22 protein-coding genes are annotated in these 24,402 nt (G+C 33.6%); 8 read left to right on the forward strand and 14 right to left on the reverse strand.

Going from position 1 to position 24,402, the window contains the following annotated elements; all coding sequences use genetic code 11:
• Positions 1 to 78 precede the first annotated feature (78 nt).
• A complete protein-coding gene (locus tag RTY06_RS03870; RefSeq protein ID WP_312822955.1) occupies positions 79 to 1,149 on the reverse strand; it encodes a branched-chain amino acid aminotransferase in 1,071 nt (356 codons plus the stop codon).
• 83 nt (positions 1,150 to 1,232) lie between these two features.
• Between RTY06_RS03870 and mnmD the strand changes: the two genes are divergently transcribed.
• Together mnmD and RTY06_RS03880 are read left to right on the forward strand one after the other, a co-directional pair.
• Positions 1,233 to 1,907 carry a tRNA (5-methylaminomethyl-2-thiouridine)(34)-methyltransferase MnmD gene (gene mnmD, locus RTY06_RS03875; protein WP_312822956.1) on the forward strand — a complete coding sequence of 225 codons (675 nt, stop codon included), beginning with the start codon at positions 1,233 to 1,235 and terminating at the stop codon, positions 1,905 to 1,907.
• Between the two features lie 31 nt (positions 1,908 to 1,938).
• Positions 1,939 to 2,355, forward strand: coding sequence for an NUDIX domain-containing protein (locus RTY06_RS03880; protein ID WP_116033960.1), 417 nt, complete (start codon positions 1,939 to 1,941; stop codon positions 2,353 to 2,355).
• Positions 2,356 to 2,370: 15 nt separating this feature from the next.
• On the opposite strand, the gene RTY06_RS03885 is transcribed toward RTY06_RS03880, so the two are convergent.
• From RTY06_RS03885 to recQ, 3 genes are all read right to left on the reverse strand, one after another.
• Positions 2,371 to 2,646 carry a hypothetical protein gene (locus RTY06_RS03885; protein ID WP_312822957.1) on the reverse strand — a complete coding sequence of 92 codons (276 nt, stop codon included), beginning with the start codon at positions 2,644 to 2,646 and terminating at the stop codon, positions 2,371 to 2,373.
• Position 2,647: 1 nt separating this feature from the next.
• Complete coding sequence (locus tag RTY06_RS03890) at positions 2,648 to 3,718, reverse strand: glycosyltransferase (protein WP_312822958.1); 1,071 nt, start codon at positions 3,716 to 3,718, stop codon at positions 2,648 to 2,650.
• A gap of 75 nt (positions 3,719 to 3,793) precedes the next feature.
• Positions 3,794 to 6,004, reverse strand: a complete 2,211-nt coding sequence (gene recQ, locus RTY06_RS03895) for a DNA helicase RecQ (protein WP_312822959.1) — start codon at positions 6,002 to 6,004, stop codon at positions 3,794 to 3,796.
• Between the two features lie 180 nt (positions 6,005 to 6,184).
• On the opposite strand from recQ, the gene RTY06_RS03900 reads away from it, so the two are divergent.
• Positions 6,185 to 7,144 (forward strand): KpsF/GutQ family sugar-phosphate isomerase, encoded by a 960-nt coding sequence (locus RTY06_RS03900; protein WP_312822961.1) that lies wholly within the window; start codon positions 6,185 to 6,187, stop codon positions 7,142 to 7,144.
• 15 nt (positions 7,145 to 7,159) lie between these two features.
• On the opposite strand, the gene RTY06_RS03905 is transcribed toward RTY06_RS03900, so the two are convergent.
• From RTY06_RS03905 to RTY06_RS03915, 3 genes are read right to left on the reverse strand one after another with little or no spacing between them, the layout of a single operon-like run.
• Positions 7,160 to 8,017 carry a hypothetical protein gene (locus tag RTY06_RS03905; protein WP_312822963.1) on the reverse strand — a complete coding sequence of 286 codons (858 nt, stop codon included), beginning with the start codon at positions 8,015 to 8,017 and terminating at the stop codon, positions 7,160 to 7,162.
• Positions 8,018 to 8,038: 21 nt separating this feature from the next.
• On the reverse strand, positions 8,039 to 8,920 hold the full coding sequence (locus tag RTY06_RS03910; RefSeq protein ID WP_312822965.1) for a hypothetical protein: 882 nt from the start codon (positions 8,918 to 8,920) through the stop codon (positions 8,039 to 8,041).
• 13 nt (positions 8,921 to 8,933) lie between these two features.
• Positions 8,934 to 9,830, reverse strand: a complete 897-nt coding sequence (locus RTY06_RS03915) for a hypothetical protein (protein ID WP_312822967.1) — start codon at positions 9,828 to 9,830, stop codon at positions 8,934 to 8,936.
• A 395-nt stretch (positions 9,831 to 10,225) separates the two neighbouring features.
• On the opposite strand from RTY06_RS03915, the gene tatC reads away from it, so the two are divergent.
• Together tatC and RTY06_RS03925 are read left to right on the forward strand one after the other, a co-directional pair.
• A complete protein-coding gene (gene tatC / locus RTY06_RS03920) occupies positions 10,226 to 11,053 on the forward strand; it encodes a twin-arginine translocase subunit TatC (RefSeq protein WP_312822968.1) in 828 nt (275 codons plus the stop codon).
• Positions 11,054 to 11,817: 764 nt separating this feature from the next.
• Entirely contained in the window at positions 11,818 to 12,513 is a 696-nt protein-coding gene (locus RTY06_RS03925; RefSeq protein ID WP_312822969.1) for a DUF1826 domain-containing protein, read from the forward strand.
• A gap of 3 nt (positions 12,514 to 12,516) precedes the next feature.
• On the opposite strand, the gene RTY06_RS03930 is transcribed toward RTY06_RS03925, so the two are convergent.
• Positions 12,517 to 12,810, reverse strand: a complete 294-nt coding sequence (locus tag RTY06_RS03930) for a helix-turn-helix transcriptional regulator (RefSeq protein WP_312822970.1) — start codon at positions 12,808 to 12,810, stop codon at positions 12,517 to 12,519.
• A 175-nt stretch (positions 12,811 to 12,985) separates the two neighbouring features.
• On the opposite strand from RTY06_RS03930, the gene ccoN reads away from it, so the two are divergent.
• The 3 genes from ccoN (at position 12,986) to RTY06_RS03945 (ending at position 18,107) form a co-directional block, all read left to right on the forward strand.
• Positions 12,986 to 15,265, forward strand: a complete 2,280-nt coding sequence (gene ccoN / locus RTY06_RS03935; protein ID WP_312822971.1) for a cytochrome-c oxidase, cbb3-type subunit I — start codon at positions 12,986 to 12,988, stop codon at positions 15,263 to 15,265.
• An 18-nt stretch (positions 15,266 to 15,283) separates the two neighbouring features.
• Entirely contained in the window at positions 15,284 to 16,159 is an 876-nt protein-coding gene (locus RTY06_RS03940) for a cbb3-type cytochrome c oxidase N-terminal domain-containing protein (protein ID WP_312822972.1), read from the forward strand.
• 166 nt (positions 16,160 to 16,325) lie between these two features.
• Positions 16,326 to 18,107, forward strand: coding sequence for a hypothetical protein (locus tag RTY06_RS03945; protein WP_312822973.1), 1,782 nt, complete (start codon positions 16,326 to 16,328; stop codon positions 18,105 to 18,107).
• 221 nt (positions 18,108 to 18,328) lie between these two features.
• On the opposite strand, the gene RTY06_RS03950 is transcribed toward RTY06_RS03945, so the two are convergent.
• The 6 genes from RTY06_RS03950 to RTY06_RS03975 form a co-directional block, all read right to left on the reverse strand.
• The gene (locus RTY06_RS03950; protein ID WP_312822974.1) at positions 18,329 to 18,511 is read right to left on the reverse strand and encodes a DUF6584 family protein; all 183 of its coding nucleotides are present in this window, start codon (positions 18,509 to 18,511) and stop codon (positions 18,329 to 18,331) included.
• Between the two features lie 397 nt (positions 18,512 to 18,908).
• The gene (locus RTY06_RS03955) at positions 18,909 to 19,760 is read right to left on the reverse strand and encodes a sugar phosphate isomerase/epimerase family protein (protein ID WP_312822975.1); all 852 of its coding nucleotides are present in this window, start codon (positions 19,758 to 19,760) and stop codon (positions 18,909 to 18,911) included.
• Positions 19,761 to 19,781: 21 nt separating this feature from the next.
• Positions 19,782 to 21,191 carry a carbohydrate porin gene (locus tag RTY06_RS03960; RefSeq protein WP_312822976.1) on the reverse strand — a complete coding sequence of 470 codons (1,410 nt, stop codon included), beginning with the start codon at positions 21,189 to 21,191 and terminating at the stop codon, positions 19,782 to 19,784.
• 3 nt (positions 21,192 to 21,194) lie between these two features.
• Positions 21,195 to 22,430, reverse strand: coding sequence for an L-fucose:H+ symporter permease (gene fucP, locus RTY06_RS03965; RefSeq protein ID WP_312822977.1), 1,236 nt, complete (start codon positions 22,428 to 22,430; stop codon positions 21,195 to 21,197).
• 10 nt (positions 22,431 to 22,440) lie between these two features.
• A complete protein-coding gene (locus tag RTY06_RS03970; protein WP_312822978.1) occupies positions 22,441 to 23,352 on the reverse strand; it encodes a carbohydrate kinase in 912 nt (303 codons plus the stop codon).
• Positions 23,353 to 23,388: 36 nt separating this feature from the next.
• Positions 23,389 to 24,396, reverse strand: coding sequence for a LacI family DNA-binding transcriptional regulator (locus tag RTY06_RS03975; RefSeq protein ID WP_312822980.1), 1,008 nt, complete (start codon positions 24,394 to 24,396; stop codon positions 23,389 to 23,391).
• Between the last annotated feature and the right edge of the window lie 6 nt (positions 24,397 to 24,402).

Genomic DNA, 24,402 nt, shown 5'->3' on the forward strand with positions numbered 1-24,402 from the left:
AGACTTAATTGTTATCAAAAACAAAAACCGGAAGATTATTTTCCGGTTTTCATTTTTCAATTTACTTTTTATTTAATCCTATATGCTATAGACATTTTCTTCAACCAACACTCTCCATCCAAAAGGATCTTCAGCGTTATTGGTTTGGATGTTAACAAGGTCATTTTTCAGTTGTATTGCAAAGCTCTCTTCATCAGAAAGTTTTGGTAACTCAAGACGCTCTCCTTGATAACCTAACGCTTCAAAAATACTAGTTACAACGGCAGTTCCTACTCCCCAAACCTCTTTCAAAGTTCCATTCTTTTGAGCTTCTATAACATCAGAAACTTTCACATCTCCGATTACTAAGTTAATCCCTCTTTTTTCGGCTAACTTTATAAAACTATCTCTTGTAACACCGTCTAGAATTTTATCTGAAGTACTAGGAGTATAGATAGTATCATTGATTCTTACAAAAACATTCATCGTTCCACTCTCTTCAAAATATTCGTGAGAGCAATCATCTGTCCAAATAATCTGATCATAACCTTCTTCTATGGCTAATTGTGTAGGATAGAAAGACGCAGCGTAATTTCCTGCAGCTTTTGCAGCACCAACACCTCCATTTGCAGCTCTGGAATAATGATCAGAAATCTTCACAGAAACAGGAGCTGTGTAATAGCTTTTTGCAGGCGTTGCTACAATGGCAAACATATATTTTTCAGAAATCCTAGCCTTAAGAGCTTCTTCTGTTGCAAACAACAATGGTCTTATATATAAAGAAGTACCTTCTCCATAAGGAATCCAATCTCTGTCTATATCTACCAAAGCTTTCAAGCCTTCTAAGAATATCTCTTCGGAAATCTCAGGAATTGCTAATCTTTTTGCGGATTTGTTAATACGTTCAAAGTTCTTTTCTGGACGAAAAAGGAAGACTTGACCGTCTTTATCCTTATAAGCCTTCATTCCTTCAAAACAAGCCTGTCCATAATTAACCCCCATCATCGCAGGGGTAAAACCAATTGGACCATATGGAACAAGTTGTACTTCCCCCCATTTTCCATTCTCATATTCGCAAATTATCATATGATCTATGAATACGTTTCCGAATGAAAAATTATTGGGATCGAAGTTTGAAATTCTTGGGTTGGTAGATTTTTGAATTATCATTTTTTAATTTTTTGTTGAGGTATTACAAATATATAATAATTTTTTATAAATCAAAATTTATGTTAAATTTGAAAAAAATTACTTTGAAGAGACAATTAATCAAAACACAAGACGGAAGTAAAACACTTCTAATCAATGATTTAGAAGAAACTTACCATTCAAAACACGGTGCTTTACAAGAAGCAATACATGTATTTATCAAAAATGGACTTAATTTAACAAATGATTACGAAATTAATATTTTAGAGTTAGGTTTCGGAACAAGTCTTAACGTTTTGGTAACATTTGATGAATATTTGAAAAATAACAAAAATCGTAAAATCAACTATTTTGGGATAGAAAAATATCCGATTTTTTTTGAAGAAGCATCAGAATTGTCTTATTCTGAATTATTTCCGAACCAAATCATCAAAGATTTGTCTCTAGAAATCCATAAAACGGAATGGGAAAAATTAGTCGAACTAGATGTTAATTTTCATCTTAAAAAGATAAAAGATGACTTTTTCAATATAAAAAACATGGATTTACCTCCTATCGATTTGGTTTATTTCGATTGTTTTGGAGCTAGAGTTCAGCCAGATCTTTGGGAAAAAGAAATATTTGAAATCGTGACATCCAAAATGAAAACTGGAGGATTACTGACAACTTATTCATCCAAAGGAAGCATGAGACGTGCCTTGATAGAATTAGGCTTCGAAGTTGAAAAAAGACAAGGTCCACCTGGAAAAAGAGAAATGCTAATTGCTTGGAAAAAATAATTTACTTAAATTGAACATTCAAATCACATCTATGATAGACAAAATCAACATTCGCGTGTATGCGCTTTGTATAAAAGACAACAAAGTACTCGCACTTCACGAAGAATATGCCGGAGACCATCTTTTAAAATTACCCGGAGGCGGATTGGAATTTGGAGAAAGCACCTTAGAATGCCTCAAAAGAGAGTTTCAAGAAGAACTGAATCTTGAGATTGAAATCAAGGAACACTTTTATACTCAAGATGATTTTTTGGTTTCCAGATTCCGAGATAATGAACAATTAATTACGATTTATTATTTGGCTGAAATCCTCAATGAAGAAGATTTACTAATCTTAGACCCTTGTATCGAAAAAACAGAATGGATTCCGCTGGAAGGAGAAAATCCTTTTCCACTACCAATTGACAAACGCGTTTTTGACATAGCAAAACAAAAATTCCTGAATTAATATATTCAGGAATTTTTAATATAAAAAAGAAATTAGAAGTTCTTCAATCTCTTTACTTGTTGAACTTTCAAAAATTTTATTTTTTTCTAAACCATTTTCCAATTCTACTTCAACATAGAATTGATTCTGTTCTTTCTGAAAACTTGATATGTAAATTAATTTATCTTTAAAATTATTTGTAAAACCAATCGCACAAAGATCAGCTTCCCAATAATCAACCGCTTGAATCTTTTCAAAATCAAGTTTTAGATGCAAGTAAGAAAGTAGGATATTAATTGTAATATCTTTCATATCATAAATCCCAAAGAAGGTCTTCATATTTCTGCAGAATAATATCTTTGGAAAACCTGTTTTTGATAGATTCTTTGATATTCTCTTTGTTACTATTTTTATGAACAGCGTGTTTTATTTTTTCAGCAAACGCATCGTAATCCTCAACATTTGCTATTTCACCATTGATTTGATCGAGGATGATTTCATCAATTCCACCCGGACAATTGTTGGCTAAAGAATAGATCCCACAAGCTCCTGCTTCCAGAAGAACATTGGGAAAACCTTCGTAGCGCGAGGATAGAATAAACAAATCGGCATATTTGAGATATTGATAAGGATTACTTTTCTTGCCGTGGAAAACGACATGTTCCAATCCAAGCATTTCTTTCATCTGCAAAAGCATTTCCTTTTCTTTTCCGTCACCAAGAATGTGGAGCAAAATATTTTGATTTTTAAGTCTTGAAAACACTTTCAAAAGATTATCAAATCCTTTTCTTGCAGACAGATTCCCAATTGCAACTACATTTTTGTGTTGATGAGAAAATTCGATTGGACGTTCTGATTCGTTCAGTTTTTCTTCGATGAAACTGATATCAACAGGATTATTGATTTTTACGAGTTTCTTTTTCTTGATACCAAAATTTTTGATAAGGTCGTGTTGCATATCATTACTCTGAGCAATGATTCTGTCATAACCATTATAGAATTTGTAGAAAAAACGAATTTCCTTTCTGGTAACGTGTTGCGAAACAACATTGGTTTCTCTTGCTATGAATTTAGTTTTCGGGAATAGTCTAATAAACAATGACAAATAAGCATTCACTTCTCCGAAACCAGAAAATATAATATCAGGTTTTCTTCGTTTGATTTCCAGAAGAATTGGTTTAAGAGAATTTCTGATTCTAGGCGTTTGAATATCAATAATCTCAACATCAGATTTCAAAAAATCAAGATAAGCACCTTCTTTTCTCAATAAAAGAATTGACGGAGAAAATCGGTCTCTTGGAAGATGATTGGCTATTGTTGTCACAATGCGTTCTGCTCCTCCGGTTTCCAAATCGGGCAATATGAAAATGATTGATTTTTTCATAAGTTAAAATTACAAAACCAAAATGGGAAATCCTATAAATAAAAATGTTGGAAATTTTTCCAACATTTTTATATTTTAATTAGCAACGTCACTAATGAATTTAATCCTAAGAATTCTAACTTCTTCATCAGTCAAATCATCACCATATTCTGCAAGAAGTGTTTTCATGCTATCACTTTCGGAGTTTTTCATAAAATCCATAAACTCATCAACGATGTCTTCATCAAAGTTTTCCTCAATATAATAATTGATATTAAGTTTTGTTCCTTGATAAATAATACTTTCCATTTCTGAAAGAAGCTCTATCATGGATAGATTTTTCGCTTTTGCAATATCTTCAAGATCTATTTTTTTATCTGTATTTTGAATAATAAAAACCTTGTGGCTAGATTTATTCGCCACTTGTTTTATTACCATATCCTGAGTCCTTTCTATGTTGTTTTCTTCAACATATTTTTTGATGAAATCGGCAAACTCTTTACCATATTTTTTAGCCTTACCTTCACCTACACCATAAATCTTCGCCACTTCCTCCACAGAAATAGGATACTGAACAGTCATATCCTCAAGACTTGGATCCATAAAAACAGTGTAAGGCGGTATACCGTGTTTTTTTGCCACAGTTTTACGAAGCTCTTTTAACTGATTGAATAATTCTTGATCCAAACCGCCGCCAGCTTGCACCTGAGCTTGATCGCTATCAGATTTTGATTTGATTTGTGAAAGATCATATTCTCTGTCTTCGGCTATTTGGAAAGGTTCTTTAGATTTACCATTAATTACGGCTTGTCCCTTTTCTGAAATTTTTAAAACCCCATAAGTTTCTATATCTTTTTTCAAATAATCCTGAACAGTCGCCTGTCTGATTATAGATTTCCAATAATTGTCACTTTCAGATTTTCCAAATCCAAAATACTCAGTTTGTTCTAATTTATAAGACTTAGTAACAGCAGATTCTTTTCCTGCAATTACAGAAATCAAATCTTTGGTTTTGAATTTTTCGCCTAAAACTTTTATCATTTCCAAAACCTTTTTAAGGTCTGTAGTAGCATCTTTCAAAGTTGGAGGATTCTGAGAGTTGTCGCACATTTTTGCACCCTCTCCGTTGATTGGATCAAAGATTTCTCCAAAGTAATAAAGTAGATATTGTCTTCTACTCATCGATGTTTCTGCATAACCAACAACTTCATTCAGAAGTTGAAGCCCAATTTCTCTTTCGGAAACCGGCTTTTGAGCCAGAAATTTTTCAAGTTTTTCTATATCCTTAGGATCGTAAAATGCCAAACAATAGCCTTCTCCACCATCTCTGCCAGCTCTTCCTGTTTCTTGATAATAACTTTCCAAAGATTTTGGAATATCATAATGTATTACGAATCTTACATCTGGTTTGTCAATTCCCATCCCAAATGCAATAGTTGCCACGATAACATCTACCTCTTCCATCAAGAATTTATCCTGATTGGCCACTCTGGTTTTTTGATCTAAACCTGCGTGGTAGGGTAATGCATTAATTCCATTAACCTGCAAAAGCTGAGCAAACTCCTCTACTTTTCTTCGACTAAGACAGTAAACAATTCCAGATTCTCCTTTATGTTGGTTGATGAATTTGACTATTTCTTTATCAACGTTAACTTTTGGTCTGATTTCATAAAACAAATTAGATCTATTGAAACTTTCCTTGAAAACCAAAGCATTATTCATTCCCAAAGTTTTCTGAATATCATCCTGAACTTTTGGCGTTGCAGTTGCGGTAAGTGCAATCACAGGAACGTCCGCAATTTTATCTATAATCCCTTTTAAGTTTCTATACTCTGGGCGAAAATCATGTCCCCATTCCGAGATACAGTGTGCTTCATCTATTGCAACAAAGGAAATTTTAACTGCTTTTAAAAATTCGAGATATTCTTCTTTTATGAGAGATTCTGGAGCAACATATAGCAATTTTGTTTTTCCTGCAGTAATGTCATCCATCACCTGTTTGGTCTGAGACTTATTGAGAGAGGAATTAAGAACATGAGCAACACCTTCATCGGAAGACAAACCATTTACAGCATCAACCTGATTTTTCATCAAAGCAATTAATGGAGAAACAACAATTGCTGTTCCTTCCGAAATAAGTGCCGGCAATTGGTAACACAAGGATTTACCTCCACCAGTAGGCATCAAAACAAAGATATCTTTTTCTTCTAATAGTTCTGTTATGATCTGTTCCTGTTGCCCTTTGAATTTAGAAAATCCAAAATATTTTTTGAGTTCGGCAGATAAGTTGATGTCTTTTGTATCCATCCTTTGATATTGTTTGCTAAATTTGCGCTTTAATAAAGTTGTGCAAATTTAGAGAATAAATTTTTTAACTATTTTAGATAAAAAAATGAAGCCTAAAACTTCATTTCTGTGATTTCAAATTATTGAAGTGAAGATACAAAATTAATACTATTAAAAAAAATAATTAAACATTTTAAAGTTTTGGATTCAAAAGACATTCTGTTTAATGCGCACCAAGCGCTAGATATAGAAATAAACGAACTAAAAAACCTGCGTAACAGACTAAGTGACAGCTTCATAAAATCCGTCCTTACAATTAATGAAGTCAAGGGAAAATTAATAGTTGTTGGAATTGGAAAGTCTGCACACGTTGCAAATAAAATAGTCGCTACTCTCAATTCTACAGGCACTCCATCTCAGTTTCTTCATGCAGCAGAAGCTATTCACGGCGATTTGGGAGTCATCCAAAAACAAGATGTTGTTCTATGCATTTCTTACTCTGGAAACTCACCAGAAATTGTAAATCTTTTACCATTTTTGAAGGAATATTCTACCGCCTTGATTGCTATGACTGGAAATCCTGAAAGTAAACTAGGGAAAGCCGCAGATATTATTTTGAATACCCATGTTGAAAAAGAAGCATGCCCTAATAAACTAGCCCCAACTAGCTCTACAACAGTCCAAATGGCTCTTGGCGATGCTTTAGCAGTTTGCTTAATGGAGCTTAAAGATTTTAAAGATATTGATTTTGCTAAGTTTCATCCAGGTGGAAGCTTGGGAAAAAACCTCACTGCTAAAGTGGAACAATTTGTTTCTACAAACAAGCCAGAAATCAGTACCGAAAGCTCAATTAGAGATGTCATCATTTCCGTGAGCGGTTCAAAACATGGCATTACTGTTGTTGTGGAAAATGGAAAAATCCTTGGTGTAATTACCGATGGAGATATCAGAAGAATGCTTCTCAATCAAGATGATATCTCCCAAGTCAAAGCTTCAGACATCATTAGTAAAAATCCTAAAACTATTGATAAAAATAAACTCGCAAAAGAAGCAATGCAAATTTTAAAAGATTATAATATCGGACAATTAGTTGTTACAGATAAAAATCAGTATTATGGTATTATAGATATCCACAAATTGCTAGATGAGGGGATTAATTAGAAGAACAAGACACTTCTAATTAATCCTTCTAATTCTTATGAGCTTTGTAATATCATTAGTAGCTTTAGAAACTACGCCAGAATTAGAACCATAATTAGGTGTTGAAGTTCCACCTGGTTTATTCATCACGATTCTAATCAAATCATTAACAGCAAAATTTAAAATTACTCTTGGCATGATAACGGTTTGCACTTCATTGGTTATCCCATTATCGAATGGCAATACTGTCCCAAAGACCGCTGTCCAATTAGTTCCGTTATCTTGAGATTTCATAATTGTAAAAGCAACCGTCGTAAAATTAGAATTATTCGCAGTTACATTTCTCCTTGGGCTAAAGGTAAAGTTTGCGAAAATACGAAATTGTCCTGCAGTGTTGATTTTAAAATCTGTACCTGATGAATTCAGCTCTACTTCGTCTGAATTATCTAAAAACACATCTCCTGTAGTCCAAGTAATCGGAATATCCGAAGTTCCTGAATTATTTACACTTGTAAGTTGACTTGGATTAAAAACTTGAGTATTATAAGACCTTAATACAAATTGATTTGAAAAAGTAAACACTCCTACTTCTGTTGCATTTGTAAATTTCTGCCAAAGAGAATTTTGTCGGAAATAAAGAGAGTTTGCAGAGACCGCATTGGTTCCTGCACCAGATGATGTAAGATTAAAAACCATTAAACCATTAGCAGGGCTTATTACAGTCGCATTATCATTCTTACCACTCAAATTTAATCTTGGTAATAAAAATCCTTTGTTGATAGAGTTGACATCTAGAATGGCCGAAGAATTTGGAGTTGTTGTTCCAATTCCAACTTGAGCATTATAGTTTGCAAATAGAATAGATGAAATTAATATCAAAAATTGTTTTTTCATAAAATTCAAATCATTAAGCAATTAATCAAGTTTTTGAAACCTTAATAATCGTGAGTATTGTAAACCTGTACCGGCTTCAATATTCAAGCTACTTGTTGTAGATATTGTACCGTGATTGGCTGTAGATCCTTTGACAACTACTGCTCTTACCAAATCATTTAGGGCAAATTGAAAGGTAAATGGAGCAACAATTACTGATCTGTTTCTATCTCCTGTGCCAACTCCCCAGATTGCGCTTGATTTTGCAATCTGAACCCAAGTAGAGCCATTATCAGTAGATCTCTGCACAATAAAATCCAATGATGCAACGCAACTACTTTCTGTAGATTGTGTAGTGCAGGTAGTAGCCACCCAAGGATTGTAACCAACATATCCTGCGATCTCATAATATCCTGATGAAAGTATTTTAAAATTGTTATTTGATAAAGATACACGGCCTCCAACATCCACATTCATTGCACCGGTAGCTGTGCTAGAAAAATTAACAACAATTGGTGTGCTATTGTTAAAAGTATTTTTATCTAAGTTTTGATTCCCAGTATTTCCAACAATAAAAAGTTGTGTAAAAAGTTTCGATTTCACTGTTTCTGAGGTTGCGATATCTGTCCATCTCGTACCATTCCAGAAATAAAAAGTATTCGCGATAATATCTGAATCAGTTGTAGAGGTCGTAGTATTGAAAACTAAGAGCCCTACAGCTGGATTAGCAACTGTTAAGACATCAGTTTTATTTTGAAGAGCTACTCTCGGAATTAGAGCACCTTTTTTTGCATTAGAAGCCAAAGAACTTACATCTAAATCTAATAATGCAGATTGATTAGGTGTAGAAGTTCCAATTCCTACTCCTTGAGAAAATCCAAAAAGTGAAACTCCAGAGAAAAAAAGCAGCAGTATTATTTTCATCAAACTTTTTTCTTTAAAAATCATAATCAAGCAATATCAGTGTTAGACTTTTAGAAATTGGGACTCTATTAGATGTGGTTATTTGCGGTAAGGGACTTGTTGTATCATTTTCACCATGCAAAACAGAACCATCACTTATATCAAAAGGGTTTTGAATAACCATTCTTACTCTCTGACCAGCTGTTAAATAAACCGGAGTAGAACTCAATATTGTTGTTTTCAAAAAATTTGTTACCTTAACTCCCCACGCCGCTCTATTCCCTATAATATCTGTCCAGGTATTCCCATCATTAGAACGTTGCAATTTAATATTAAGCAAACATCCTCTTTGAGGTGTTCCTATAGATACTCTGTTGGGATTATAATTTACAAATCCTGCAATTTCATACAAACCTGAAATATTGATCCTGAAGTCATTCCCAGATTTCGTCGCAATAGAACCTGTATTATAAACAATGTCTGCATCTGCAAAACTTACAGGAATCCCGCCATTTGCAGCACTTGTTGTATTGATTGCATTATAAGTAAAAGTTTGCGTAGATGTAGAATTCAAACTCAAAATTCTATTTGCAAGATAACCTTCTAATGAAGAGGTTAAACTTAAATCCAACCAATTTTTACCATTCCAAAAGTAATACCTATTAGCTACAACATTATTAGGATAAGTTCCTGCATCTGCAGTATTATAAACAAACAGACCAGTCGCAGGAGAAGGTATAGTTACGACATCTGTATTACTTAAGAGAGCTACCCTAGGTGGTAAAAAACCTTTTTTGCTTCCAACAGCTAAATCTGAAGTATTAATTTCTAATATAGCAGATGGTGCAACCTGAGAGGTTTGAATTCCCACCTGAGCAGAAGAATACCCAAAGAAGAATATAAAACTATACTTTATCAAATATCTAATCATAATGTTACATAAAAAATCCCACTAACATAATTAAACAATTACGTAAAACCAAATAAAATTGCAATTTTGACAATGATTATCTAGTAAGAAATCACTACCGCAAATTTAAAAATTTCTGGTCAGTTTTTTGAAAAAAAATGAAACCTTATTGTTATATAAAAAAGCTTACTATTATTAGTTAAGAGTGGCGTTTCCGTACATCAAGAAACAAAATATATTCCAAACCCACATGGTTGAATGTTAAAAAAAACTGATTTAACACAATATTTAACATTAAGGACACATACAGATAAAATGCATCGGGAACTGTATAAAACAATTGATTTTTTTTAAGTACTTCTAAGGCAAAAAAATTGCTTAAATTTGTGCCATTGATTTTTTTCTATAATCTAAATATGAATGAAGAAAAAGAAATGTCCTTTCTTGGGCATATTGGAGAACTAAGATCCCATCTAGTACGATCTATTTTAGCAATTGTAATTTTAGCAGTAATTGTAGGTTTCAATATCAATTGGGTGATGGATCATATTTTTTTTGGTCCTACAAGAAATGACTTTTTAACTTTTAGAATTGTAAATCATTACTCAAGAGCACTTACAGGCAATGATAGTTTTATTTTGCCAGCACAGTTCAGCGTTCAACAAAAGCAGCTGTTTCAACAGTTCAATGTAATGATGGCCGTTTCTATTTTCTCTGGATTGGTTCTAGCTTTTCCTTATATTGTTTGGGAAATTTGGAAATTCATCAGTCCAGCATTGATGCCTAATGAAAAGAAAAATTCTATTTTCTACATCAACGCCATTTGGATGCTTTTTATGACAGGCGTATTGACAGGTTATTTTCTGATTCTCCCTTTTGCTATTAATTTTGGATTGTTATTCAAAGTTTCAGATAATATTGTTCAGCTATTTGATTTATCGGATTACACTACTCTTTTCCTGCAAGTAACAATGGGAATGGGCGTTGTGTTTCTTTTTCCAATTGCGGTTTATATCTTGACATCAATTGGGATTTTAACACCTCAGTTTTTACGCACTTATAGACGACACGCCATTGTTTTGATTATGGTGGTTGCTGCAATCATCACGCCTGCAGATGTTCTAAGTATGATGGCTGCGGCATTGCCATTAGTCCTTTTATATGAAATAAGCGTGATAATGTCGAACGTTATTTATAAAAAAATGCAGAAAAAGAATCAAAATAAAGATATTACGAAACTATAATTAGCTTTTAATGACTTACGATATCAAAAAGCATGAGTCACATTTCGCTATATAGCAAAACAAGAGTTGGCTTTATAAAACCAAACTCAGAAGGCTTCAAAGTATAAAAAATAATGTGTTACGATTTAAAATCGAATCATTTTAATTTTAACAGTAGTAGGATTTTCCTCTACTGTTTTTTTTTGATACACTTTAGTAAGTGATCATACATCACTCAAAATCTCTATTACCACTATTTTTTTGACGTTACATCATTAGTATTTTCACTAATAATTCTATTCAAAACCCATCCGAAAAGTCAAAACAATCTTGAAAACAACAGAAGCTTCAAATATTTCTAAAACCTTATCAATATAATTTGAAATATTAACAAATCTTTTTTACATGTTTCCATAATTAAATGTAATTCTTTTTTTGAAAACACTCCTTAACTTTTATACTATATAATGTCTACTTTTTGCTGACGATTTACACCGCGTACTGGTTCTTATGACTTTAAAACTAAACGGCAACGAAATGGCAAGCACACTTGGTATTTCCCAAAAAAGTGTAAGAACGTGTAAAATGAGACTCAAGAAAAAATTACAACCTCATCATTTTGAATCTGTTGAAAATCATTTGAAACATTTACATTCATAAAAACCAGTAATTTTCAAATAACGCAAATGTTATTTCTTAGAAATACAATAGCATAAAATTGGATAAAATCAACTTAAAAGAATTCTTTATTTTTGTATTTAAGTAATTAGACGTTTCATGTTCCTATGAATAACTTTTCTGACAACACCCAAATCAAAATAGTTTCTACTTTCCCCGAACTTATGAACAATAATTTTCAAGGGTCAACCAATGCCATTTGTTGGGATAGAAATTTGGAAGGAGATTTTAAAGAGATTGTTTCTAAACTTCAATTAAAAGATAATATTACGGAAGTTAGTATTGAAGATCTTCTGTCTCTTCAATTATCAGAAAATGGTCAAACTGCTAGAGAAATTATTCTAAATGATTTAAAATTATTATCCGATTCTGGAGCTTCACCTTCACTCAATTTGCTTAAAAGCTATGATCGGGATGAAGAACTCGATTTCATTTCAACAGATGTTTATTCTTATCACGTTGATCGTTCGCCTATTCCTACCAGCACATTTTTATGCACTTATTACGGAGCTGCAAGTGATATTTTACCAAACGAACAGGCAATTCAAAAAATTCTGATTCCTGAGATTCGGGAAAAACTTAAAGAATTACATAATGGTCCAGAAGAGGAATTTGATACTTTTTTAGAGGAATATTATTTTGACTTACATTATCAACCAATGCCAGATGCAAAGCCTAATAATCTAGGTTTAGGACATCTCTGGAGATTAGCAGTTGATAATCCGCAACAAGAAGTCTTACCGTGTATCCATCGAGCTCCTAAAGAAAATGATGGAGAATATCGTCTGCTTTTAATCTGCTAAAAACTACATTAATTCTTCTGGAACAGAGATATTATTTTTCTTCATAAAGTCAAGTAACTCATTATATTTAGTCTCATAATGACCTCCTCCACATTGGTCTGAAATGCTGCAAATATCTGATGGCTTGATATCTAATATAGCTGAAACTTTAGTCAAAATATCAAGATTGATTTTGACTTTAGAATTCTCAATATCCGAATAGGCTTTCTGTGAAATTCCCATTTCAAAAGCCATATATTCTTGAGTAAAATCTTTATCTCTTCTTATTTTTCTGATATTTTTCCCACACAATTTCATCGCTTTTATTTTTAGTAGTTTTCAGTATAGTTTAGAAGTAAATCTATTAGCAGTACACAAAGCTACAAAATACCTTTGTCAAAATATAAAACGGGACTATGATATTTATTTCCATGAATAGAGCATCCTAAAAAGCTCTTCGAAATAAAATCATTTTCGACCTCAAAACGTATATATGGAGACACAAAAGTTTAATTATGACAATAATATTGTCAGAGCATTTCTCTATGCGACCGTAGCATTTGGAATCATTGGTTTTATCTTGGGGCTTACAGCAGCTCTGATGTTGTTTTATCCGGAATTGCCGGAGTTTTTCTTTGGAACAGATGATACAACGATTCAAAGTTTGAGAAGTGGTAATATCCAAGGATTGATTAATTCTCAAGGTGCAATGGGATTCGGTAGAATCAGAATGCTGCATACAAGTGCTGTGATTTTCGCTTTTGTGTGTAATTCTTTTTTCTGTGGTGCTTATTACAGTATGCAAAGACTTTTGAAAACCAGAATGTACAGCGATACATTGTCTTGGATTCATTTCTGGAGTTGGCAATTGATGATTATTGCTGTAGTCATCACATTTTTAATGGGAATCAATACGTCAAAAGAATACGCGGAACACGAGTGGCCAATTGATATTCTGATTACAATCTCGTGGGTAATTTTCGGAATCAATATGTTTGGAACAATTCTGAAACGAAGAGTTCGACATTTGTATGTTGCCATTTGGTTTTACATTGGAACTTGGATTGCTGTTGCGATGCTTCATATTTTCAATAATTTAGAAGTTCCATTATCATTCACAAGTTGGAAATCCTATTCAGCTTACGCAGGCGTAAAAGATGCTTTGGTACAATGGTGGTACGGTCATAATGCGGTTGCATTTGTTTTGACGACACCAGTTTTAGGATTGATGTATTATTTCTTACCTAAGGCAGCAGATCGTCCTGTATTTTCTTATAAATTATCAATTATTCACTTTTGGTCTTTAATATTTGTTTATCTCTGGGCAGGACCTCATCATTTACAATATACAGCTTTGCCGGCTTGGGCTCAAGCAGTTGGAACAGGATTCTCAATTATGCTGATTGCACCTTCTTGGGGAGGAATGCTCAACGGACTTTTAACATTAAGAGGCGCTTGGGATAAAGTAAGAGAAGAACCTATTCTTAAATTCTTTGTTGTCGCTGTTACTTGTTACGGTATGGCAACATTTGAAGGACCACTTTTGGCAACAAAATCTTTAAATAAAATAGGTCATTATACAGATTGGGTTATCGGTCACGTTCATTTGGGCGCATTAGGCTGGAACGGATTTATGGCTTTCGGAGTAATATATTATCTAGTTCCAGTAATGTGGAAAACCGAAATCTGGTCAAAAAAACTCGCTAATTGGCATTTTTGGTTGGGAACTTTAGGAATAATTTTCTACACAGTTCCAATGTATTTAGCAGGATTTACTCAAGGTTTGATGTGGAAACAATTCAATCCGGATGGAACTTTGGTTTACAAAAACTGGTTGGATACTGTTACTGCTATTCTACCCTATTTCAAAATGAGATTTTTAGGCGGATTATTTTATCTAGGTGGTGCAATATTGATGGTTGTCAATGTTTATAAGACAATTAAAGCTGGTTCGTTTCAAAAAAATGTTCCCGCAGAAGCTCCAGCTTTGGCTAATGTCAATACATCCAGAAAACAAGGAGAAGGCTTCCATCTTTGGTTGGAAAGAACGCCACATATTTTATCTGTTCTAGCATTTGTTGCCATTGCGATTGGTGGAATTGTAGAAATTGTTCCAACTCTTACTCTACAAAGTAATGTCCCACAAATATCAGCCGTAAAACCATATTCGCCTCTTGAACTGGAAGGTCGAGATCTCTACGTGCGCGAGGGCTGCAACTCCTGCCACTCCCAGATGATCAGACCTTTCCGTGATGAGGTGATGCGGTTTGACGGTAAAAACGGACAATATTCTAAAGCAGGAGAATTTGTCTATGACAGGCCTTTTTTATGGGGATCCAAAAGAACAGGGCCAGATCTTCATCGTGAAGGTCAAAGAAATCCGGATTCTTGGCATTTCAAACATATGTACAATCCAAGAATAACTTCGGCGGGTTCTATTATGCCTCGTTTCCCTTGGTTGATTACTAACAAATTGGATCGTTCCCAAATGGTAAATAAATTATTATTAATGAAAAATAGTTTTGACATTCCGTACAAAAAAGCTGAAATCGATTCTGCAAATCAATGGGCAGACAATCAAGCCAAAGGAATTGTTAAAAGAATCTTTTCTGAAGCTGCAGATTTAAAAGACCAAATGGAACAGGAAAAACAAGCAAAAGGAAATGCTTTTATCCCGCTTGAACAAAGAGAAATCGTTGCTATGATCGCCTATTTGCAAAGACTAGGAACCGACATCAAAACTACTGAAATCAAAACTGCAAGCGTAGAATAATCTGAAAAATTAATCGAAATGAAAACTAGAACTCCAATTTCCATATACATCATTGCTGCTGTAATTTCTATATTCATTGTTTTTGAAATGTCCGATGACTCCAATTATCTATTGACACCATTATTTTGGGGACTAATTGTAGTTGTAATCCTTCTTCTATTCATTATGAATTCTATAGGAGATTTGGTAGAAAATGCTAATTTCAAACTTTTATCCGATGAAGAAAAACAAGAATATCTAAAAGAGAAATCAATTCCTTATTTTAAAAAACTTTGGGATTCGGCTTTCAAAAAACAGTCGGCTAAAGAAGAAAAAGAAATCCTAATCGATCACGGTTTTGATGGCATTACAGAGCTTGACAATCAGCTTCCAAAATGGTGGTTAGGATTATTTTATTTTACCATTGCATCTTGTGTTGTTTATTTATTTGCTTTTGCCTTTACAGATTATGCACATCCTGATATTGAATATCAAGATGAAGCTAAATTCCAATTGGCATCCATTAAAGAATATGAAAAAACGGCACCTGCAATAGATCTAGAAACAGCGACTTACAATGCAGAAAATATCGCAGAAGGTGAGCAAATATTTAAAACGAATTGTGTTTCCTGTCATTCAGATGCAGGAAAAGGTGGAATTGGTCCAAATCTTACAGACAAAAAGTGGATTAATATCAAACAGAAAAGTCTTTTCAAAAATGTTTTCTGGATGTTAGAAAACGGGTCACCTAACAATCCTACGATGCGACCTTTCATCAAAGATGGCGTTATTACAGGAAGAGATGCAGAAAAAGTTGCCGCTTACATCTATCACATCAATCAAGAAAAATCTCCAATTACAGAAGCTCAAGGCGGTGCAGCACCACAAGGAGAGGAAGCACATTGGCAGGAATAATTACGATAATATAAAGCCTTATTTTACTCGTTTGAACTCATATTAAATTGAAATTTGATATGGGTTCATTTTTTAAAATTATTTGGATAATCTCATCCTCTTTTACAATTCACAAATATCTTACTGACTAATCTATTAGTTCAAAATTAATTTCTTTTCTAAAAAAATGTTCAACAAACCTTTACACAGCTTTCATATTCCTGTAATGGGTCTAGCTTACACTATCGACAGCCCGATTCGCATTGCCCAATTTGGTATATCTTCAGTAATTTCTATCATAGATGACGAGATTACAGAAAAGATGCGCAGTTTCTACAGTCAAAAATTCAACCTCGATTATTCAAATATCTCTATCAAATCCGAAGATCATCGTGCTAAAAGAATTACTGCGTATCTCAACATGGTAGATGATATTGTTAATGAAAAATTCAAAACTTTCAAAGAAGATTTAATTCATAAAAAAGAAACCCTGAAAAATTTCATTGATATTCTGCCCAATACATCGATAATTAAATCAAACCTTCAAAGCTTTTTAAGTCAAACCAATCTCAATTCAACTTTAAAAAACTTCATTGATACGCATCTTAAACCAGGTTCTATAGATGTCAATATTATGACAAAAGTGGATAAAGATAATTTTAAAAATAAAGAACAGTTGCCTGTTATTTATAATGATGCACACGCTTCTTTACGCGGATTCGCTCACAGCAAACTATCTTCTTCCGTAGTACTTTCCGCAGGCCTTAATCCGAGATTGTATAGTTATATCGAAGAGTTTGAAGATTTTTATCCAGATATTAATAATCAATTTAAGAAAAAAATTATTCTAAAGGTAAGTGATTTTCGCTCAGCGATGATTCAGGGTAATTTTTTAGCAAAAAAAGGACTTTGGGTCTCCGAATACAGAATAGAATCCGGCTTGAATTGTGGCGGTCACGCTTTTGCTACTGAAGGTTTGTTATTAGGACCAATTTTGGAGGAATTCAAACAAAGAAAAAATGAATTAACCGAATCTGCCCATTCATTATTGACAAACGCTCTGAAAACCAAATCCAGAAACATTCCATCTGAAATATTGGAAACAAAAATCACAGTTCAGGGTGGTGTTGGAACAGCAGAAGAGCATCAATTCCTATTGTCCAATTATGATTTGGATAGTGTTGGCTGGGGTTCACCATTTTTGCTCGTTCCAGAAGCGACTTCGGTAGATGAAGAAACCAGAAGTTTACTTATTAAAGCCAAGGAAAATGATTTTTATCTCAGTAATCTCTCACCTTTGGGAGTTCTTTTCAATACGGTCAAAGGCACTTCTAATGAATTGCTGAGAAAATCAAAAGAAGTTAAAAATAATCTGGGAAGCTCTTGCCCAAAAAAGTTCTTGGCTCTAAGTAAAGAATATACTCCTGAAGGCATTTGCACTGCTTCGAAAAAATATCAAACTTTGAAACTTGAAGCATTGGAAAAAGAAAAATCGACAGTCAGTGTAGAACAATTCTCTATTCGAAAAAATAAAATTACCGAGAAAGCCTGCTTATGTGTTGGTCTTGCCAATTCTGCTTATTTAGAAAATGACATAGAAATCAAAGGTGAAAAGCAAGGCGTTGTTATTTGCCCAGGACCCAATCTTGCCTATTTTGACAAAGAAGTGTCTCTTTCTGAAATGACAAAACATATCTATGGAAATACTAATATCCTTTCTGATTTGTATCGTCCTAATATTTTTATCAATGAACTTAAAATGTATGTTGACCATCTAAAAAAAGGTATGCAGGAATCACTCAGAGATTCGAATGTTCTTAATCAGAAAAAATGGAAAACATTCAAACAAAATCTGTTAAATGGAATTGCTTACTACGAAGATTTGCTAGAAAATACATCTTTTTTTCAACCTGAAAGGGAAACGATAAAAAAGGAACTTCAAGAATTTAAGTTAACATTATTAGGTTAAGACTTAAAATAAATCCTCTATTGAATTGACACTGCAATTGTTTGGGTTATCTATCAGGAATCTATGAGTACAAATGCCAACTGTTATTTATAAAATATTTCATGATAAAATAACATCAATCGATTAAACAAATAATTCGTTAATGATTAAAAATTTTCATTTCAAAATTCTGAAGTTCCGATAAAATCCAAAACTTTCCAGCTTCATCTTTAAATCCCGAATCATAAATAAATTTGTCCCAGCTTTTCTCTTAAAGAAATATCATCAGGAAATTCATTAATCAGATTTCTCAACCTATCACAGGCTTTTTTCTTTCTTCCTGCTTTCAGGTCTTCGTCTATTCTGTAGATATTTCCTATATTTTTTTTAATTAAAACCAAGTAAGCATCGATTATTTTTTCCATTCTAAATAATTTTGACCTTAAAAACACAAAAAACGCCCCGATTATCGAGGCGTTTCTGTAGTATTTTGATTAAATTTTTACATGTTTACAGTAAATAATTTTCAAAGCAAGCACATTTCGCCTCATTCCATATCATCCGTTCACATCCTAATAGTCCCTTTGATGAAGGGCTATCGCACAGATTTACATTGATATGTGCTATTTGTATTGTCATAAATTTTCTGGCGCAAAGATAAATGTTATTCTTTTAATATTTTAATTTACCGTTTTATATTGGGATAATTGATTACAAAACTTTTTAATATAAACATTATGAAAATGACTTTAATAATTGTCGCTAAAAGCTAATTAGACAAGTAAGTGGTAAATAGAAAATCAAAAATAAATTAATAAAGTTTTACATCGTCTTTTGAAAACTATTTTCCTTCAAAAACTCCAAGCTTCTTATAGCCAATTCCTCTGCATCATAAGGAGATTTCTGCCAAAGAGAAACCATCTGCTGCATTCCAGAAATTGAAGATGAAAAGTTTTCCAAAACAAGATTTCCTTCAAAATTGATTTCTTTTAAAGCTTTGAAGAGTTCTTCCCAATTAACTGTTCCTTCGCCGAGCATTCCGCGGTGAGATTCTGTGATGTGGACGTGTTTTAGTTTTTTTCCTGCAAGAATAATCGGGTCGTAGAAATTGTTCTCTTCAATATTCAAATGGAAAGTATCGAGATGAAGAAACAGATTGTCTTTCTTTGTTTTTTCAATTAAATCCAACACATTTTTTGCCGTATTACAAACATAAGATTCGTAACGGTTGATTGGTTCAATTCCAATATTAACGCCTTTTTCTTTAGCATAATCTGCAACTTTACTCCAAACTTCTACAATAGTTTTAGCTTCATTTTCGGTTAAAGGATTTCCTGAAAAAACGCCGATTCCGCCGTGAAGAACACCTCCCAAAAAATCGGTTTCCAATTCTGAAGTTTTATCAATTGCTTGTTTTATCAGTTTTTCTGCAACCTCCGGATAAAAAGCAATATGTGCTTCTTTGGGAAGATTCAGAGAGCAAACTACATCCAGATTGTTATCTTTCAATTGTTGTTTTACTTCTTTAGAATTGAATTCCATTGAAGTTGGAAGCAAGATTTCTATCAAATCAAAACCCGCTTTTGCTGTTTTTTCTATCGCATATTTCCCTGCTTCCGGTGTCCAAACTGGAGTAATCCAAGATAGCAGTGAAGCACCAAATTTTACGTTCATTGTATTTAATTTTAAATTTAATTAGAAAATCCACCATTCTGTCCTCACTCCAAAATAAGTCCCGAATCTTTTGGAACCAGATTGTTGTAAAAATGGCGAATAAAGAGTGTTCATTGCCTGATCATTATATCTTGAAACTTCTGCAATGAAACGAATATGAGGTCTTGCCCAAACACTTCTCTCCGCAGTAGGAACAATAGTTGGAGCTAGAACTAATTTTGTCATCGAAGCTGGATTTTGATTACCATCTTTCCTTGTAGCAAAATGCAATTCGTAGAGAATATGAAACCAATTATTAAAATAATAAGTTGCTCTAAGACCTGTGTTGAATTCAGATTTTTTGTTAAAAATCTCTCTTTGATAATAATCTATTGCTCTATTATTACTGTTCGAACCGCCTTTGCTTTGGGTATAAATTGCATAAGCGTTGACTGACCATCTGTTGGAAAGATTAATTAAAATATGTTCAACCGCCGTTAAAGAATAGGCGCCTTTGTAGGTTTTATTAATTTCTTCAGGCGCACCGTAAGTCCGCCAAGTTTGGGTATTTCCGCTATCTCCTCCGTTGGCAATTCCGTTTCCGTATCTTATTGATATTTGGTTGAAAGAACCTGTAATTTTTGTTTTTAAATTCGTATTCAGTTTTGCACCTAAAACCCATCCCTTATCCGATGGATACTGCTCCATAGAATTATCACCGGATTTTTCCACATTATGAAATTCTGCGAGAAGTTTCAGTTTATGAATATCATTTTTAAATGGAATAATCTGCTCCAAAATAAAAACTTCTCTCTGTCTGTAAATCAGATTTTTTGTTCCGCTGATAACATTAGTATAAGAATATGGTGTGGAATTAGTTGAAGCCGTATCTATCACCGCAGGAAAAAACATTGAAAATCTGGTATTTTTATGTCTAACGCCCCAACCCGTCGCCGAGTGGTCATCAAAATAAAAATAGTCAGCAATATGGACATCGTCATATCTCAACCATCTTGAACCTGCCCAAACATCCCAATCACTTCCCATAATATTTCTGGCTTCCACAAAAGCTTCGGGCAAAGCGATAATCATCCCTTGATTTGACTTTGAATCTACATTTCCCAAGAAAGTTCCGCCGGAATAGAAACTCAATCTCGCCTGCATATCAATTTTGGTGCTTTTTGTACTGTCTCCATCCACAACTGGTGTGAAATGAAAAGCCGGTAAAAAATCGACATAATCGCCCTGATCCATTCTTCCGCCCAAAGAACCTTGATTATTGAGATTCAGTTGTCTTCCTGTTTTTCCATCCGCATTCGGAGAATATCCAGCGCCAATTCTTCCTGTTGTTCCGAAAGAAAAATCCTTGTTTGTGATTACAATTTGAGCAAAAGAAATCTGAGCAATGAGAAGTAAAATCCCAAAGCTATATTTAAAAACATTAGTTTTCATAGTCTATTTAAGAGTCTTTGGCTTGTAGAACTTCAAAGCAAATAATAGAATAATCACATAACAAATGATCGGCAAAAGATAAGCGTGCGCAATATCTTTCTCGGCAATTTTACCCATTAATGGTGGGAAGACAGCACCTCCAAACATTGCCATCACTAGGAAAGAAGAAGCCTGTGGAACTTTGCTTCCCAATCTCTTCAATCCAAGACTGAAAATCGTTGGATACATTACACTTAAGAATAGATTTAATAATATCAAACTAATGAAAGATGCCCAACCGAAACTTTGAGAAATAATGAGACAAAGCACAATATTACAAGCCGTAAAAATTGCTAAAAGTTTATTCGGAGCGATGAATTTCATCAGAAATGTTCCTATAAAACGTCCGATCATCATCATAGCCATACTTAATGAAAAATAATAGGAAGCTTGTAATTCCGGAAGATGCATTTTTTCCACACCATAATTGATGAAATAAGCCCAAGTTCCGCCTTGTGCTGCGATATTGAAAAACTGCGCAATAACAGCAAAAATAAAATGTCTCTGCTTGTAAAGTGGTGCATGAGGATCTGAAATAGATGAAGAATCATCTTCTGAAATTTGAATATCTTCTGCGTGAGGATCTTTCAAACTTGGAACTTTAATAAAACAAAAAACTATAGTAATCGTTAAAATAACAACGCCAATCCAAGTATAAAGATTTTTGACAGAATCCAAAGAATTGTCATCCAATCCTGACTTTCCGAAGATAAAATAACCACCTAAAAGTGGACCGATAATCGCTCCCAATCCATTGAAAGACTGCGCGAAATTCACCCTTTGATCGCTCGTTTTTTCATTTCCTAATGCTGCGACAAAAGGATGCGCTACAGTTTCCAAAGTCGCCATTCCCATTGCCAAAACGAAAAGTGCAATTCGGAAAAAGTTAAATGACATGTCGTTGGCTGCCGGAATGAAAAGAAATGATCCTAAAGTAAAAAGTGACAATCCTAAAATCACACCCATTTTATACCCGAATTTTTTCATAAATAATCCGGCCGGAATTCCCATCAATGCATAGGCTCCGAAGATTGAAAGCTGTACCAGTCCAGATTTTGATTTTGAGATATTCAGAACATTCTGGAAATGCTTATTCAGAACATCGCCCATCGTCAAAGCAATTGCCCAAAAGAAAAATAATGAAATAACGAATGCCAATACAACAACGTATTTCTTTTCTGTAAATTTTGCATTATTCATACTCGTAATTTTAAATAGTTTGACTGTAATGTTCTTCTCGGAAAGATTTGAATTCTTCGTAAGAATAATCTGGACAAGCACCAGATTTTGAAGTGATAAATGCGCCCAAAGAAACCCCTTGTTTCATAATTTCTTGAGGATTTTTTCCTTGAATTCTTTTAGATAGAAAACCTGCTAAAAAAGAATCTCCGCTTCCAACTGTATCCTGAACGTCTATTGAAACTGCAGAAAAAGTATAATTTTCGTTTCCTACAAAATATCTGGCGCCTTTGCTTCCTTTTGTAAGAACGATTTCATTTAAGTCAAAATAATTTTGAATATGCTTGATACTTGTGTCTTCATCGATATATTCTTCACCAAGAAACTCGATTATGGTTCTTAATTCGGCTTTGTTCATTTTCACCAGATTGGCTTTGTGAAGCAATGTTTTGATTAAATCAAAATCTATGAAAGGCGGACGGAAATTAACATCAAAAACTCGGAATTTTGACAATTCTATCAGTTCCAAAAGTGTATTTTTCGATTCTTCGTTTCTGGCAATCAAACTTCCGAAGACAAACGCCTCAGAATTCTGAATCAATTCTTTTTGCTCCGGCGTAATCTGGATGTTATCCCAAGCCACATTATTTACAATGTCATAATGCGCTTCGCCGTGTTCGTCAAAATTGGCGATAACAGTTCCAGTCGGTTTTTCATTGTCAATTTGGATATGATTTGTGGAAATTTCCCAACTATCAATTTGTTCCAAAAGATTTTTCCCAAGTTCGTCATTTCCAACTTTGCTGATCATTTGAACCTCAACTCCCATTTTGTCGAGATTGTAAGCTACATTGAAAGGTGCACCACCAGCTCTACTTCCGGTCGGAAAAATATCCCAGAGAACTTCTCCAAAACAAACTGCGTAAGATTTTTTATTATTCATATTTAGATTAAACGTTTAAGTTAATTGATAAAAAAATTATTTTATTGATTTTCTGAAGATTAAATCACCTGATAATGTTATTTTTTTTGAGGTATTAGAATATTCATTAATTTGAAGATCAAGCAGTTTAATCGCTTCATCAGTCATTTGTTCCAAAGGTTGCTTAACATAAGTAATATCAGTTGGAAATAATTTGTAAGCTTCTGTCTCATCAAAAGCCAAAACAGAAACATCTTGGGGGACTTTAATATTATTTTTGATAAGATAAGACAAACCGGCAACAGCAAGCTTGTTACTAGAAAGATACAATGCCGTATTTTTAGGATTTTCACCTAAAGCATTCGCAAGTTGATTGTGAATCTCTTCTGTAATATTATCTAAACCCACCTTAATTCTCTCAACAGCGATATTTTTGTTTGATTCTGCAATACTTGCGTCAAAACCTTGCTGGCGATCCAAAAGATGTTGCAACTTAGTATCATAACCAACATAAATGATTTTGTCAAAATCTTTTTCTAAAAGTATAGACGTTGTGCTTTCCGCAATTTCTCTATTATTTACAATAATTCCAGGAATGTTGACTCCTTTTAAGTATCGGTCAATTGTAACAACTGGATAATTTTTGTTGAGCAACTTTAAAAGTGAATCCTCAGATCCTGCAACAGGAGCTACAATCATCCCATCAACCTGCTGCTGAGAAAAAAGTTCAATCAGTTTTTCAAACTTTTCAGCATTTTCATCAGAACTTCCAATAATCAAAGTATAACCAAGTTTGAGCGCATTGTCTTCTAGATTTCTTGCAATAGTTGAATAGAACTCATTGGAGATATCCGCTACAATAAGACCTAACAATTTAGTTCTGTTATTCTTAAGACTTCTAGCCATTCGGTTTGGCGTGTAGTTAATCGTTTCAGCTACTTCAAAAATTTTTTTCTTGGTTTCTACACTGATTCTCTGCCCTTCTTTCTTATTCAGAACATATGAAACCGTTGCAACGGAAACCCCTGCAATTCTAGCAATATCTTTGATGGATGCTTTCTTCATTGTTCT

The sequence above is a fragment of the Epilithonimonas sp. genome (genome assembly GCF_032055105.1).
Lineage (GTDB): Bacteria > Bacteroidota > Bacteroidia > Flavobacteriales > Weeksellaceae > Epilithonimonas.

Bases quoted from the DNA above. Each gene is read 5' to 3' on its own strand.
- RTY06_RS03870 (WP_312822955.1), bottom strand. From the start codon at position 1,149: ATGATAATTCAAAAATCTACCAACCCAAGAATTTCAAACTTCGATCCC.
- RTY06_RS03880 (WP_116033960.1), top strand. From the start codon at position 1,939: ATGATAGACAAAATCAACATTCGCGTGTATGCGCTTTGTATAAAAGAC.
- RTY06_RS03885 (WP_312822957.1), bottom strand. From the start codon at position 2,646: ATGAAAGATATTACAATTAATATCCTACTTTCTTACTTGCATCTAAAA.
- RTY06_RS03890 (WP_312822958.1), bottom strand. From the start codon at position 3,718: ATGAAAAAATCAATCATTTTCATATTGCCCGATTTGGAAACCGGAGGA.
- recQ (WP_312822959.1), bottom strand. From the start codon at position 6,004: ATGGATACAAAAGACATCAACTTATCTGCCGAACTCAAAAAATATTTT.
- RTY06_RS03905 (WP_312822963.1), bottom strand. From the start codon at position 8,017: ATGAAAAAACAATTTTTGATATTAATTTCATCTATTCTATTTGCAAAC.
- RTY06_RS03910 (WP_312822965.1), bottom strand. From the start codon at position 8,920: ATGAAAATAATACTGCTGCTTTTTTTCTCTGGAGTTTCACTTTTTGGA.
- RTY06_RS03915 (WP_312822967.1), bottom strand. From the start codon at position 9,830: ATGATTAGATATTTGATAAAGTATAGTTTTATATTCTTCTTTGGGTAT.
- tatC (WP_312822968.1), top strand. From the start codon at position 10,226: ATGAATGAAGAAAAAGAAATGTCCTTTCTTGGGCATATTGGAGAACTA.
- RTY06_RS03925 (WP_312822969.1), top strand. From the start codon at position 11,818: ATGAATAACTTTTCTGACAACACCCAAATCAAAATAGTTTCTACTTTC.
- RTY06_RS03930 (WP_312822970.1), bottom strand. From the start codon at position 12,810: ATGAAATTGTGTGGGAAAAATATCAGAAAAATAAGAAGAGATAAAGAT.
- ccoN (WP_312822971.1), top strand. From the start codon at position 12,986: ATGGAGACACAAAAGTTTAATTATGACAATAATATTGTCAGAGCATTT.
- RTY06_RS03940 (WP_312822972.1), top strand. From the start codon at position 15,284: ATGAAAACTAGAACTCCAATTTCCATATACATCATTGCTGCTGTAATT.
- RTY06_RS03945 (WP_312822973.1), top strand. From the start codon at position 16,326: ATGTTCAACAAACCTTTACACAGCTTTCATATTCCTGTAATGGGTCTA.
- RTY06_RS03950 (WP_312822974.1), bottom strand. From the start codon at position 18,511: ATGGAAAAAATAATCGATGCTTACTTGGTTTTAATTAAAAAAAATATA.
- RTY06_RS03955 (WP_312822975.1), bottom strand. From the start codon at position 19,760: ATGAACGTAAAATTTGGTGCTTCACTGCTATCTTGGATTACTCCAGTT.
- RTY06_RS03960 (WP_312822976.1), bottom strand. From the start codon at position 21,191: ATGAAAACTAATGTTTTTAAATATAGCTTTGGGATTTTACTTCTCATT.
- fucP (WP_312822977.1), bottom strand. From the start codon at position 22,430: ATGAATAATGCAAAATTTACAGAAAAGAAATACGTTGTTGTATTGGCA.
- RTY06_RS03970 (WP_312822978.1), bottom strand. From the start codon at position 23,352: ATGAATAATAAAAAATCTTACGCAGTTTGTTTTGGAGAAGTTCTCTGG.
- RTY06_RS03975 (WP_312822980.1), bottom strand. From the start codon at position 24,396: ATGAAGAAAGCATCCATCAAAGATATTGCTAGAATTGCAGGGGTTTCC.